Genomic DNA, 13936 nt, shown 5'->3' with positions numbered 1-13936 from the left:
CATCTGTCCGCTCGACTTGCATGTATTAGGCACGCCGCCAGCGTTCGTCCTGAGCCAGGATCAAACTCTCCGATAAAGTAGTTTGACTGACTACGCACATTACTGTGCGATTTTATAATAAAACTTGAATTAACAGGTACGTTTTGTCTTGTTTAGTTTTCAAAGAACTTTGTGTGCCTCTCTCGAAGCGACTACTTAATAATAACATTTTTAGTTAACTAGGTCAACACTTTTTCAAAAAATGTTTTCATCTAGTAATGTCTACGTCTTTTAAAAGACAACAGAAATGATTATACCATAAATCTTCTCACTGTAAAGAGTTTTTGATATAAAAAAGCGCAGCTGGTATAGCTGCGCTTTTTCTTAACTTTCTTCTGTCTCTTCTTGCTCATTTTCTTCATTATCATCGTTTTTCTCAACTAATGCGACTGTGGCCACATGCTCTTGTTCCGCCATTCTGATGAGACGTACACCTTGAGTTACGCGTCCGGTAGTTGAGATATCATTGATATCCATTCTGATCAGTACACCGCTGGCAGTAATAATCATCAGATCCTCTTCACCTTTGGTAGCTTTCACCGCTACTAAATGGCCGTTGTTCTCCGTGATTTTACATGTTTTCAGTCCTTTTCCGCCTCGGCTTTGAGTTCTGTATTCTTCAGCCGGAGTTCGTTTGCCGTAACCTTTCTCGGTCACGATAAGGACATCAGATTCTTCCTCTAATATTTCCATGCCGACGACAATATCATCGTCAGTAAGGGTGATGCCTTTTACGCCTGCCGCTGTTCTTCCCATTTCCCTAACATCTGTTTCAGGGAAACGAATCAGCAGGCCGTTTTTCGTTCCGATGATGATTTGTTTTTTGCCGTCAGTAAGCCGGACACCCATTAATTCATCATCTTCACGCAGGCTCAGCGCAATTAAGCCGTTGTTACGGATATTAGCAAACTGAGACAGTGAAGTGCGTTTTGAAACCCCATGTTTTGTTGTGAAGAAGAGATAGAGATCTTCTTCGAATGCAGTGACTGGGATTATTGCGTTAATCCATTCACCTTTTTCTACCTCCAACAGATTGATAATTGGGATTCCCTTAGCGGTTCTACCGTATTCAGGGATTTCATACCCTTTTGAACGATACACTTTCCCTTTGTTTGAGAAGAAGAGAATCGTGTCATGTGTTGAAGTAGAAATCAGATGTTCAACGAAATCATCTTCGTTTGTCCCCATTCCCTGAACGCCTTTTCCTCCGCGCTTTTGACTGCGGTAAGTCGAAGCAGGCAGACGTTTGATATATCCGTTATGCGTCAGAGTGACAACGATATTTTCTCTTTCGATGAGATCTTCATCTTCGATTGTTTCAAGGCCGGCAGTAACAATCTCAGTGCGTCTTTCATCGTTGAAACGCTCTTTAATTTCTGTGAGCTCTTCACGGATGATCTCAAGCACTTTTTCTTCATTGGCCAAGATTTCTTTAAGCTCTGCAATTAATTTAATCAGGGATTGGTATTCTTCTTCAATCTTTTCTCGTTCCAATCCTGTTAAACGCTGGAGCCTCATGTCTAGAATAGCTTGGGCTTGTTTTTCGGTCAGCGAGAATTGTTCAATTAACCCTGTTCTCGCAATTTCAGCCGTTTGAGAGTTGCGGATAAGGGAAATAACTGCATCAAGATGATCGAGAGCAATCCTTAATCCTTCCAAGATATGCGCTCTTGCCTCCGCTTTACGCAATTCATAAGCAGTACGGCGTCTGATAACGACTTTTTGGTGATCTAGATAATGCACCAGGCATTGCTTTAAATTTAATACCTTCGGCTCACCGTCAACAAGCGCCAGCATGTTAATCCCGAAGGAAGTTTGCAGGGCCGTTTGTTTGTAAAGATTGTTCAGGATAACATGCGCATTGGCATCTCGTCTGATTTCAATGACAATCCGCATACCGTTCCGGTCAGATTCATCACGCAAATCAGTTATTCCTTCAATTTTCTTATCTCTGACAAGATCAGCAATCTTCTCAATTAGACGCGCTTTATTCACCTGATAAGGGAGTTCTGTTACTAAAATTCTTTCTTTCCCCGACGAGGTTTCTTCAATTTCCGCTTTTGCCCGAATCGTAATAGAACCTCTTCCGGATTCATATGCCTTGCGAATTCCGCTTCTGCCTAAAATTTGTCCGGCAGTCGGGAAATCCGGTCCAGGAATGAATTCCATCAGCTCTTGGATTGTTATGTCCTTGTTCTCGCTTACGGCAAGCACTCCGTCAATAATTTCTCCAAGCTGGTGCGGCGGTATATTTGTAGCCATTCCGACTGCAATACCGGCTGCTCCATTTACAAGCAGGTTTGGGAATCTTGACGGCATGACAACAGGTTCTCTCTCTGAACCATCATAGTTATCTTGATAATCAATCGTGTCTTTTGTAATGTCTCGCAGAATTTCCATGGCGATCTTAGACATTCTGGCTTCGGTGTACCGCATCGCAGCGGCTGAGTCTCCGTCTACAGAACCAAAGTTTCCGTGACCGTCCACCAGCATATAACGGTAGTTGAAATCCTGCGCCATTCTGACCATAGATTCATATACCGCTGAATCACCGTGAGGATGGTATTTCCCGATAACTTCTCCGACGATACGAGCCGATTTTTTATACGGCTTGTCACTCGTCATGCCTAAATCATTCATCGCGTATAAAATCCGTCTGTGAACCGGTTTTAAACCGTCACGCACATCCGGCAGTGCCCGGGATACGATAACGCTCATCGCATAATCCAAAAAGGACGTGCGCATTTCCTGACTGATATTTATTTCACGAACTTTTGGTGTGTTTTGTTCACTCATTAAAAAACCTCCCTGAAGTATCACATGAAATTATGTGGGAGTAGATTGTCCATTATGATCTTCAATACGATTTCACTATTCTCCATTATATCAATAAACTTATACTTATACACATTAAATTACTAGAATATATAGGTTTTACAAGAATCCCTGCGTCCTGTCCTATTCAGAAAAAAGCCTTATTTCTTATTGGAAATAAGGCTTTGTATTATTAGATATCGAGATTTTTTACGTATCTCGCATTTGCTTCTATGAAATTTCTGCGCGGTTCTACTTTGTCTCCCATCAGCATTTCGAACGTTTCATCCGCATCCATTGCATCCTCTAGAGTCACCTGCAGAAGCGTTCTTGAGCCCGGGTCCATAGTTGTCTCCCAAAGCTGGGTGGCATTCATTTCACCGAGACCTTTGTAACGCTGCAATCCAGGCTTAGGCGTTTGAGGAAGAGTTTGCAACAATTCCTCAAGCTGCTTGTCATTGTATGCATATTCAACACGTTTACCCTGCTGGACTTTGTAGAGCGGCGGCTGCGCGATGTACACGTAGCCATTTTCGATAATCTGACGCATATATCTGTAAAAGAACGTCAACAGCAATGTTCTGATGTGCGCGCCGTCAACGTCGGCATCTGTCATAATGACGACTTTGTGATAACGGGCTTTTTCTAAGTTGAAATCTTCCCCGATACCTGTGCCGAGTGCAGTAATCATAGAACGAACTTCATTGTTAGAAAGAATTTTATCAAGCCTTGCTTTTTCAACGTTTAGGATTTTACCTCTTAGCGGCAAAATGGCTTGGAAATGCCTGTCACGTCCCTGTTTTGCAGATCCTCCGGCAGAGTCACCCTCTACGATATATAACTCGGAGATGCTCGGGTCTTTCGAAGAGCAGTCCGCTAATTTACCGGGAAGGTTTGAAATCTCCAAAGCGCTTTTGCGGCGCGTTAATTCACGCGCTTTTTTCGCAGCCATTCTTGCTCTTGCTGCCATTAAACCTTTGTCAACGATTTTTTTGGCCGCATCTGGATTTTCCAGCATAAATGTTTCCAACGCCGCAGAAAATAACGTATCTGTGATCGTCCGCGCCTCTGAGTTGCCTAGTTTTGTTTTCGTTTGGCCTTCGAACTGCGGATCCGGGTGTTTGATCGAGATAATCGCGGTAAGCCCTTCTCTCACATCATCTCCGCTTAAGTTTGGATCATTTTCTTTTATGAGTCCTTTTTTTCTGGCGTAATCATTGATGACACGAGTCAGCCCCGTTTTAAAACCGGCTTCGTGGGTACCGCCTTCGTACGTGTTGATATTGTTTGTAAATGAGTAAATATTGCTTGTGTAGCTGTCATTGTATTGCAGAGCGACTTCAACCGTAATGCCGTCCTTTTCGCCTTCAATATAAATCGGCTCTTCATGGACAACTTCTTTGGAGCGGTTTAAATACTCTACATAGCTTTTAATTCCGCCTTCGTAATGATACTCATTTTTGCGCTCTTGGCCTTCACGTTTATCTTCAATCGTGATGTTTACGCCTTTTGTCAAAAAGGCTAGTTCGCGAACACGGTTAGCAAGCAAATCATATTCATACTCAGTTGTTTCCGTGAAGATTTCAGGATCTGGAACAAAGTGTGTAGTCGTTCCTGTATGATCCGTTTCGCCAATAACCTCAAGATCAGAAACTGGGACACCGCGGTTATAGACTTGACGATGGATTTTTCCGTCACGGTGAACAGTCACATCAAGCTCTGTTGATAACGCGTTAACGACCGAGGCACCTACACCGTGCAATCCTCCGGACACTTTATATCCGCTTCCGTCAAATTTTCCGCCGGCGTGAAGCACAGTCATAATGACTTCAACCGCAGGACGACCCATTTTCTCATGAATACCGACTGGAATCCCGCGGCCATTATCAATTACCGTGATGCTGTTGTCTTTTTCAATTTGGATATTGATATCTGTACAATAACCGGCCAAGGCTTCGTCAATACTATTGTCGACAATTTCCCATACCAGATGGTGAAGGCCTTTACTGTTGGTTGAACCGATGTACATCCCCGGTCTTTTACGAACAGCTTCCAATCCTTCTAGTACCTGTATCTGATTTTCATCATAACTATTTTGCTGCTGTTCCATAGCCACGTTATTCACCTACACTTTTCTTAAACAATATATTCGTTATAAAAAATCACTAAGAATCTATTTCAACCATAAATTGCGCACGTTTTTTTAATGTGCTGGAAGATAAGGGAGAGTAATATATATTCTGAACCGTGACTACGATAGATTTGGGTGTGCCGTTTACGGAAGGCACCAGCTTGTGTTTCTGTTTTTCCAGAAATTCTTCAACAATTGGCGACATGTTGGCTTTAAAATCAAAAATGCCAATAATATCGCGTGTTGAAACCACAAAATCATCACCTAAATGAATATACAATTGCTCACCTCTTTTCTTCACTTCACTAACGTACCGTTTTGCACACGGAACATTCCTGCTTGCCGTAAGGTTTCGTGATCAATGCCATCAACGCTTGTCGTTGTGACAAACGTTTGTACACGGCCCTGGATGGTATGAAGCAAGTGCGATTGGCGATAATCATCCAGCTCACTCAGCACATCATCCAATAGTAAAATGGGATATTCTCCGATTTCTTCATGGATCAGGTCAATCTCAGCCAGCTTAAGGGATAATGCCGTCGTCCGCTGCTGTCCTTGAGACCCATACGTCTGCACATCGCGTCCGTTCACATAGAAAAGAACATCATCCCGATGAGGTCCAGACAGCGTGACGCCGCGCTCGATTTCTTTTTCTCTTAATTTAGAAAACGCTTCTTGATAGCTATCTCCTATTTTCGACAAGTCTTCAGGATCTGATACCTCAAGCGCCGTATGGTACTTCAGCGTCAATTCCTCAAGCCCTCTTGAGATGCCCGAATGGATAGGCTGCGCCCATTTTTCGAGCTGTGCCGTGAACTGCAGACGTTTTACGACGACTTTTGCGGCAACTTCAATAAGCTGATCAGTCAGAACATCAAGCATTGTTCTGTCAGTTTGTTTTCTTGTTTGCAGCTGCTTCAAAAAATGATTTCGCTGGGAAAGAATCTTCTGGTAAAGAGAAAGGTCATACAGGTAGACGGGAGAAACTTGGCCGATTTCCATGTCAAGAAATCTCCGTCTCACTTGAGGGCTTCCCTTTACAAGGTTTAAATCTTCCGGTGCAAACATGATGGTGTTGAGGGCGCCGACATACTGGCTGAGCTTTTGCTGTTCGATATGATTGACCTTGCCCTTTTTACCCTTTTTGGAGATGACGAGCTGCATCGGGATCGCTCCGTTTTGCTTCATCACTCTTCCCTCTATTTTAGCATAGTCTTTGTCCCACCGGATAAGTTCTTTGTCATTTGAAGTCCGATGCGATTTTGCCATGGACAAGACATAGATCGCTTCCATGAGGTTTGTTTTCCCCTGAGCATTTTCTCCAATGATCACATTTACTTTATTTTCAAATTGAAGTTCAGCATGTTCATAGTTGCGGTAAGATGTCAGTTCTAAGTTCTGGATATACAATCAGTGTCACCCGCTTTAATTGACGACTTGAAATGAACCAAATCCTTCAATCTCTACCACATCTCCAACATACAGCTTTCTGCCGCGGCGATTGTCCGGCTCATTGTTCACAAGCACTTCATGCTCGCTCAAAAACCACTTTGCCATGCCGCCTGACTGAATCACATCGGCTAATTTCAGAAATTGCCCGAGTGTAATCATCTCTGTATCAATAGAAATCGGATTTGCCATTATATCGACCTCTTTCAAATATCACTAATATCTAATTGTACTAAAAAAAAACGAATTAGGGAAAGGGAAAACTTGACGGAGCAGATTACGAATAGAAAAGCTGCCGAGCAGGTCGGCAGCCGTATATCGGATTAATAGGTTCTGACAGGGAGGATAAGCTGTACGATTGTTTCATCATTCGGCGTGCGAATTAAGAAAGGTCTCATAGCTCCTGTAAAGCTTACACGTATCTCTGCTCCTTCAAGCACCTTTAATGCATCCAGCATATATTTTGGACTAAATGAGATATTTAATTCCTCACCCTCGATTTGATCTGCTAGAACCGCTTCCACCACTTTTCCGATTTCAGGTGAATTAGAAGAAATCTCAATTGATTCAGCAGGTTTTGCAGAAAGCTTCACCACGTTATTGCGTCCTTCTCTGGCTAATAGAGATGCACGATCAATCGCCTGAAGGAATTCTTTTGTGTTCACAATGATTTCTGTCTTGCTCTCTTGCGGGATAAGGCTGGTTGTATCCGGATAATTTCCATCCAGCAGGCGTGAGAAGAACAAGACGTTTTTTGCTTTAAACAGAACCTGGGTTTCTGTAATGACGATATCTACAAGTTCTTGGTTGTCATCCAAAATCTTGCTGAGTTCAGTTAAGCTCTTACCCGGAATCACGACGTTATAGGATCTGTCTTCTGAAATATCAAGTTTGGCTTTTCTTAAAGCTAAGCGGTGGCTATCCGTTGCAGTGCATAATAATTCACTTTTCTCCACCTTCCAGTTTACACCTGTCAAGATAGGGCGTGTTTCTGAGGTGGACACCGCAAACACTGTTTGTCTAATTAGGTTTTTTAATAAATCCGTAGGAATCTGAATCGCATGATGCTCTTCAATCTGCGGCAAGTGCGGATACTCATCGGCATCAAGCCCATTTAGGTTAAATTCGGCTTTTCCAGAGCGGATAATCGTCAGATATTGATTTTGCACTTCGATTTCTACAGTTGCCATCGGGAGTTTTTTTACAATCTCACTAAAGAAGCGGGCTTGTAATACAATGCTGCCTGGCTGTCCAATCGTAACGATTTCTTTATCTCCTTCTTCTTTTGGAATAAAAGACTCGATGGAAATATCTGAATCGCTTCCAGTAAAAGATACCCCTTCATCTGAGGCAACGATCTTAATACCGGTCAAAATCGGAATTGTAGTTCTGGATGAAACTGCTTTTAATACATCTTGGACACTTTCAACAAGACGATCTTTTTGAATCGTAAATTTCATTTTTATCCTCCTAACGGATAATGTTTAATATATATATTTTTTTAAAAAAAGTAGTAGAAGTAATAGTAGGGCTTGTGGATTTGTGGATAAGTTGTGAAAAAGACAGGAAACACAGCCTATCCACATGTGGACAGACTGTGCATGACTTTAGAAAAGTTATTCACACTTCTCCCGATTTATCCCCGGCCCTATTATTTAAGCTGTTCCTTAATTTCTTTTACATGCTGCTGAAGCTGTTCATCATCTGCCAGCAGTTTTGAAATTTTTTCATGTGCATGAATAACGGTTGTATGGTCACGTCCTCCGAATTCCTCTCCGATTTTAGGGAGAGAGGAGTCAGTCATTTCTCTCGATAAGTACATAGCGATTTGACGCGGGAATGCTACCGATTTTGTCCGTTTTTTTGCTTTGAAATCCTCAAGCTTAATATTGAATTGCTGGCCTACTACTCTCTGAATTTCTTTTATTGTAATCACTTTCGGTTTTGAGGAAGGAATAATATCTTTTAATGCCTCAGCGGCCAGATCGGCATTGATATCTTTATTAATTAAAGATGAATAAGCAACGACCCTGATTAACGCCCCTTCCAGCTCCCGAATGTTGCTGTCGATTTGATTTGCGATGTAAAGCATAACCTCGTTCGGAATATCCAAGCCTTCCGCTTTAGCTTTTTTTCTTAAAATCGCAATTCTCGTTTCTAAATCAGGAGGCGTGATATCTGTAATCAGACCCCATTCAAAGCGTGAACGCAATCTGTCTTCAAGTGTCGGAATTTCTTTAGGCGGTCTATCACTTGAAATGACGATTTGTTTGCTTTCTTCGTGCAGCGTGTTAAAAGTATGGAAAAATTCTTCTTGCGTTTGTTCTTTCCCGGCTAAAAATTGAATATCATCTATCAAAAGCACATCAACATTTCGGTAGCGATTGCGGAAATCAACTGCTTTATTATCCCGAATAGAGTTGATGAACTCGTTAGTAAATTTCTCAGAAGACAGATAAACCACTTTGGCAGAAGGATTATGATCTATTACATAATGGCCGATCGCGTGCATTAAGTGTGTTTTCCCTAAGCCAACGCCCCCGTAGATAAATAAAGGGTTGTATGCTTTTGCAGGTGCTTCCGCTACTGCCAGGGAAGCTGCGTGAGCGAATCGGTTTCCAGATCCGATGACAAAAGTATCAAATGTATATTTTGGGTTGAGCATATTTTGAGGAAAATCAGATGTATCTTCTTTTACCGCTTTTTTGACTTGCGGTTTAGGCATAAAGTCTTCGACATCTTGATTTTGAGGAATGACAAACTTAATGCTCAATTCTTCCCCGGTTAATTCATATATAGTATCTGCAATGAGATGCAAGTATCTGGACTCCAGCCAGTCTCTGGCAAATTCATTAGGAGCGGTAATTGTCAATGTATCTCCTTGCAGTGAGTGGGCTTTCGTTGATTTCATCCAAGTCTCGAAACTCGGTTTGCTCAATTTTTTTTCGATTTGAGCAAGGGCTTGGTTCCACAGGTCTAATATATTTTCCATCTTCCGGCACGTCCCTCCTTTTCTAAGAAAATAACGTCTTTTCCTGTTATAGAACACAAAAAAAGAGCAAATGGCGGTAACCATTCGTACACATTAAATGTTGAAAACATATAATATAGTAGATAAATAGCTTTTCGACAAATTTCACAACTTGTGGACAACTTTCTACACATGCTGTGTGAAATCAATCCACAAGTTATCCACAGTTTGTGGATAATGAGTGAAAGCAAGATTAGTAATCAAGAGTTAAAACACAAATATAATACCAAATTAAACGAGAGCTTGCAATGGTTGTCACAATCTTATCCACAAAGCGGACAACCTGTTGAAAAAAATTTGTCCACAGGGGTTGGCTGTGTGAAAATGTTGTCGATAACCTTTGTGGATATTGAAAAAAGGGAAAAAAGATATCCACATCGCGTATTTTCAGCTCAGAATGTTATTTGAATCAGGACTTTTTTTCGTTAATTTCAGGAATCTGAAAAATAAGGTTTCGAAAGTCGAGAAGGTATGGTATCCTATTATGGTTGCAAGAAATAAAAGCACTAGTGAAGTTGACAATGAATAGGTAACGCAAATATAATAAGTAAGACTGTCTTTAACAGCTATTCCTCGAGGGAGGTGTCATAAATGAAAAGAACATTCCAACCGAATAACCGTAAACGCAGTAAAGTTCATGGCTTCAGAAGCCGTATGAGTTCAAAAAACGGTCGTCTAGTTTTAGCACGCCGTCGCCGCAAAGGCAGAAAAGTATTATCAGCTTAGGCCACTGAATAATGTCAGTGGTCTTTTTTCACTTTAAGGGAAAAGATATATGTGATGTGTATGAGCAGGGGATCTCCCTGTCTCTGCGCATCTCATTTTCAAATAAAATTAAAAGTTTCTGCCAGCCAGTATCGGAGTGAGTCAATTTGAAGAAGCGAAATCGTTTAAAGAAAAATGAAGATTTTCAAAAAGTGTTCAAGCATGGCACATCAGTAGCGAATCGCCAGTTTGTCTTATATACGCTTGATCAGCCTGAAAACGATGAGCTGCGCGTTGGTCTTTCCGTCAGCAAAAAAATTGGCAATGCAGTAATGCGAAATCGGATAAAACGTTTGATCCGGCAAGCTTTTCTAGAAGAGAGAGACAGACTGAAGCAAAAGGATTACATTATTATTGCCAGAAAACCAGCAAGTCAGCTGACATTTGAGGAAACGAAAAAAAGTCTGCAGCATTTATTCAGGAAGGCCTCATTATATAAGAAAACTTCGTCAAAAAAGTAGATGCCACTGCTTTCTTAAAACTTTTAAAAGCGCTTCCTTTCTGGTTGATCAGAAAAAGACACCATTTAAAACTGAAAGATGCTAAAATACATACAAGTATGTTTTGTAATAAGAGAGTGTAAAGAATGATTATAGGAGGAAATGTTGTTGAAAAGGAGAATATGGTTGCTATTAAGTATGGTCGGCGTATTCATGCTATTGGCTGGATGCTCGAGCGTCAAAGAGCCGATCACTGCAGATAGTCCGCATTTTTGGGACAAGTACGTAGTATTTCCATTGTCTGAGCTCATTACGTATGTTGCGAAATTGACGGGAGACAACTATGGACTGTCAATTATTATTGTTACAATTTTAATCCGTTTATTAATTTTGCCGCTGATGATCAAGCAGCTGAGAAGCTCGAAAGCGATGCAGGCTTTACAGCCGGAAATGCAAAAGCTCAAAGAAAAATACAGCTCAAAGGATCAAAAAACGCAGCAAAAACTTCAGCAGGAAACAATGGCTTTATTTCAAAAGCATGGCGTCAACCCATTGGCAGGGTGTTTCCCGATTTTAATTCAAATGCCGATTTTAATCGGATTCTATCATGCGATCATGAGAACACAGGCGATTTCAGAGCACAGTTTCTTATGGTTTGACTTAGGAGAAAAAGATCCTTTCTATATTCTTCCGATTGTTGCCGGTGTTGCTACTTTCGTACAGCAAAAATTAATGATGGCGGGCAATGCGCAGCAAAATCCGCAAATGGCAATGATGCTTTGGATTATGCCGATTATGATCATTGTGTTTGCGATCAACTTCCCGGCGGCGCTTTCTCTTTATTGGGTAGTCGGTAACTTGTTTATGATTGCGCAAACTTTCCTCATTAAAGGGCCTGATATTAAAAAAGATCCTCAGCCGCAAAAAGCCGGAGGAAAGAAAAAGTGAGGAATGTGACTGCTGCAGGGCGAAATGTCGATGAAGCAGTACAGTCCGGATTACGAGAACTGCAATTAACGAAGGATGAAGTTGAAATTACCGTTATTGAAGAGGGAAACAAAGGTTTTCTCGGTATATTCGGCAAAAAGCCGGCAATCGTGAAGCTGGCTGAAAAATTTGATCCGATTCAGGAAACAAAGATGTATCTTGAAAGAATTGCCGAATCCATTGCCGGAAAGTCTGATGTAACTGTAAAAGAAAGCAAAAAGGCAGTGAGTTTCCATATAACGGGTGAAAAAGCGGCATTGTTAATTGGAAAAAGAGGACAAACCTTAAATGCACTTCAAACTTTGACCCAGCTTGTCCTTAATCGTTATTCAGATCAGTATTTAAATGTGACGGTAGATGCAGAAAACTACCGTTTGAAAAGGAAAGAGACGCTGAGTCAGCTGGCTGTGAGACTGGCAGACCAGGTTTTGAAAACGAAAAAAGATGTTCATTTAGAACCGATGCCGTCCAGTGAAAGAAAAATCATTCATGATGCTCTTTCCAGATATGCAAATCAGCAGATCGAAACGTATTCAATGGGTGAAGGCGAAAATCGCCACCTCGTTATTTCCCAGAAAAGATAACATAAAACCGAAGTCCGATAAAAATCGGAGCTTCGGTTTTTTTGTATAGAAAAATCTATTTTTCCTTGTAATATCAGGCTTTTTCCGTTTAAGTTTTTCCTTTTTAGGTGTATCCTGTTGATAAAAAGGAAGTTCAGGAAATAAAATTAATTGTTATTCACATGTGGATAAGTTAAAGTAATAAGGGATGAATTTCTAAGTCTGTGGATAACACATCTTCCACTTCGAACCAAACTATGTTATCTTTTAGTTTTGGCATAATAAAATATTTTTTTATATAGATGAATGAGAGTATAGAAAAGAGAGGTGAACAACATGGATACAATTGCGGCCATTTCTACACCGATGGGAGAGGGTGCGATTGCTATTGTGCGGCTGAGCGGACCGGAAGCAATCCAGATCGCCGACAGAATGTATAAAGGGCCGAAAGGGAAAACGATCAGTTCGGTCGAATCACACACGATTCATTACGGCCATATTGTAGACAAACGTACGGATCGGGTCGTGGAGGAAGTAATGGTATCGGTGTTAAAAGCACCGAGAACTTTTACACGTGAAGATGTTATAGAAATAAACTGCCACGGGGGAATTGTGACAGTAAACCAAGTGCTCCAGCTCGCCTTAAGAGAGGGAGCGAGACTGGCTGAGCCTGGTGAATTCACGAAACGCGCGTTTTTAAATGGGCGAATCGACCTTTCACAGGCGGAAGCGGTGATGGACTTAATCAGAGCGAAAACGGATCGGGCAATGAACGTCGCTATGAATCAAATGGAAGGGCGTCTCTCTGCTTTGGTGCGCCGTTTGCGTGATGATATTTTAGAAACGCTGGCCCATGTTGAGGTAAATATAGATTATCCGGAGTATGATGATGTAGAAGAAATGACACATCAGCTTTTAGTTGAAAAGGCAAGCTCCGTTAAAAAAGAAATTGAGGCGCTGCTTAGAACGTCTGAGCAGGGCAAAATTTTGCGGGAAGGTCTTTCTACTGTCATTATCGGCCGTCCGAATGTCGGAAAGTCTTCTCTTCTTAACAGTCTGGTTCATGAGGCAAAAGCTATTGTTACCGATATTCCGGGTACGACACGGGATGTGATTGAGGAATACGTGAATGTAAGAGGTGTTCCGCTTCGTCTTGTTGATACTGCGGGTATTCGTGAAACAGAGGATATTGTTGAACGAATAGGTGTTGAACGCTCTCGTCAGGTTCTGAAGGAAGCAGACCTGATTTTACTTGTGCTTAATTATAGTGAAGAGCTTTCTGAAGAAGACGTGAAGCTTTTTGAAGCCGTTGAGGGAATGGACGTCATCGTCATTATGAATAAGACTGACCTCGAGGCGAAAATTGACATAGAACGTGTACGCGAGCTGGCCAATGGACGTCCTGTTGTAACGACATCTCTTCTAAAAGAAGAAGGCGTTAATGATTTGGAGGAAGCGATTCAATCGCTATTCTATACAGGTGCTATTGAAAGCGGAGATTTAACGTATGTCAGCAATACACGCCATATATCAATTTTACAGGAAGCAAAACGCGCCATTGAAGACGCGCTTAGCGGCATCGAACAGGATGTCCCGATCGACATGGTGCAGATTGATCTTACAAGATGCTGGGAGCTTCTGGGCGAAATCATTGGAGACGCTGTCCATGAAAGCTTAATTGATCAGCTCTTTTCACAGTTCTGTTTAGGAAAATAAA

12 protein-coding genes and 1 rRNA gene are annotated in these 13936 nt (G+C 41.6%); 5 read left to right on the top strand and 8 right to left on the bottom strand.

From position 1 onward, the window contains the following. The 8 genes from MTN95_RS19545 to dnaA form a co-directional block, all read right to left on the bottom strand. Positions 1 to 76, bottom strand: a 16S ribosomal RNA gene (locus MTN95_RS19545); the annotation flags it as partial. Between the two features lie 287 nt (positions 77 to 363). Next, the gene (gene gyrA, locus MTN95_RS19540; protein WP_248339741.1) at positions 364 to 2835 is read right to left on the bottom strand and encodes a DNA topoisomerase (ATP-hydrolyzing) subunit A; all 2472 of its coding nucleotides are present in this window, start codon (positions 2833 to 2835) and stop codon (positions 364 to 366) included. A 211-nt stretch (positions 2836 to 3046) separates the two neighbouring features. After that, positions 3047 to 4963, bottom strand: coding sequence for a DNA topoisomerase (ATP-hydrolyzing) subunit B (gyrB, locus tag MTN95_RS19535; protein ID WP_024123584.1), 1917 nt, complete (start codon positions 4961 to 4963; stop codon positions 3047 to 3049). A gap of 55 nt (positions 4964 to 5018) precedes the next feature. Beyond that, complete coding sequence (gene remB, locus MTN95_RS19530; RefSeq protein WP_024123583.1) at positions 5019 to 5264, bottom strand: extracellular matrix regulator RemB; 246 nt, start codon at positions 5262 to 5264, stop codon at positions 5019 to 5021. A gap of 17 nt (positions 5265 to 5281) precedes the next feature. Further along, the gene (gene recF / locus MTN95_RS19525; RefSeq protein WP_024123582.1) at positions 5282 to 6394 is read right to left on the bottom strand and encodes a DNA replication/repair protein RecF; all 1113 of its coding nucleotides are present in this window, start codon (positions 6392 to 6394) and stop codon (positions 5282 to 5284) included. Between the two features lie 15 nt (positions 6395 to 6409). After that, on the bottom strand, positions 6410 to 6625 hold the full coding sequence (gene rlbA / locus MTN95_RS19520) for a ribosome maturation protein RlbA (RefSeq protein ID WP_003219264.1): 216 nt from the start codon (positions 6623 to 6625) through the stop codon (positions 6410 to 6412). A 131-nt stretch (positions 6626 to 6756) separates the two neighbouring features. Further along, positions 6757 to 7893: a DNA polymerase III subunit beta gene (dnaN, locus tag MTN95_RS19515; protein WP_105954685.1), complete on the bottom strand. Its 1137-nt coding sequence runs from the start codon at positions 7891 to 7893 to the stop codon at positions 6757 to 6759. Positions 7894 to 8084: 191 nt separating this feature from the next. Next, positions 8085 to 9425 (bottom strand): chromosomal replication initiator protein DnaA, encoded by a 1341-nt coding sequence (gene dnaA, locus MTN95_RS19510; RefSeq protein WP_003242674.1) that lies wholly within the window; start codon positions 9423 to 9425, stop codon positions 8085 to 8087. A 630-nt stretch (positions 9426 to 10055) separates the two neighbouring features. Between dnaA and rpmH the strand changes: the two genes are divergently transcribed. From rpmH to mnmE, 5 genes are all read left to right on the top strand, one after another. Then, on the top strand, positions 10056 to 10190 hold the full coding sequence (gene rpmH, locus MTN95_RS19505) for a 50S ribosomal protein L34 (RefSeq protein ID WP_003178075.1): 135 nt from the start codon (positions 10056 to 10058) through the stop codon (positions 10188 to 10190). Positions 10191 to 10336: 146 nt separating this feature from the next. Then, complete coding sequence (rnpA, locus tag MTN95_RS19500; protein ID WP_024123579.1) at positions 10337 to 10690, top strand: ribonuclease P protein component; 354 nt, start codon at positions 10337 to 10339, stop codon at positions 10688 to 10690. A gap of 141 nt (positions 10691 to 10831) precedes the next feature. After that, a complete protein-coding gene (spoIIIJ, locus tag MTN95_RS19495; RefSeq protein WP_081638392.1) occupies positions 10832 to 11617 on the top strand; it encodes a YidC family membrane integrase SpoIIIJ in 786 nt (261 codons plus the stop codon). Further along, positions 11614 to 12240, top strand: coding sequence for an RNA-binding cell elongation regulator Jag/EloR (gene jag, locus MTN95_RS19490; protein ID WP_024123578.1), 627 nt, complete (start codon positions 11614 to 11616; stop codon positions 12238 to 12240). The genes spoIIIJ and jag overlap by 4 nt, the downstream gene beginning before the upstream one ends. 315 nt (positions 12241 to 12555) lie before the next feature. Further along, positions 12556 to 13935 carry a tRNA uridine-5-carboxymethylaminomethyl(34) synthesis GTPase MnmE gene (mnmE, locus tag MTN95_RS19485; RefSeq protein WP_024123577.1) on the top strand — a complete coding sequence of 460 codons (1380 nt, stop codon included), beginning with the start codon at positions 12556 to 12558 and terminating at the stop codon, positions 13933 to 13935. The last annotated feature ends 1 nt before the right edge of the window (position 13936 follow it).

Source organism: Bacillus sp. 2CMS4F (assembly GCF_023161785.1).
Classification (GTDB): Bacteria; Bacillota; Bacilli; order Bacillales; family Bacillaceae; genus Bacillus; species Bacillus halotolerans.
Note: the sequence above shows the minus strand (reverse complement) of the source record. Positions and strands in the feature narration are given on the sequence as shown.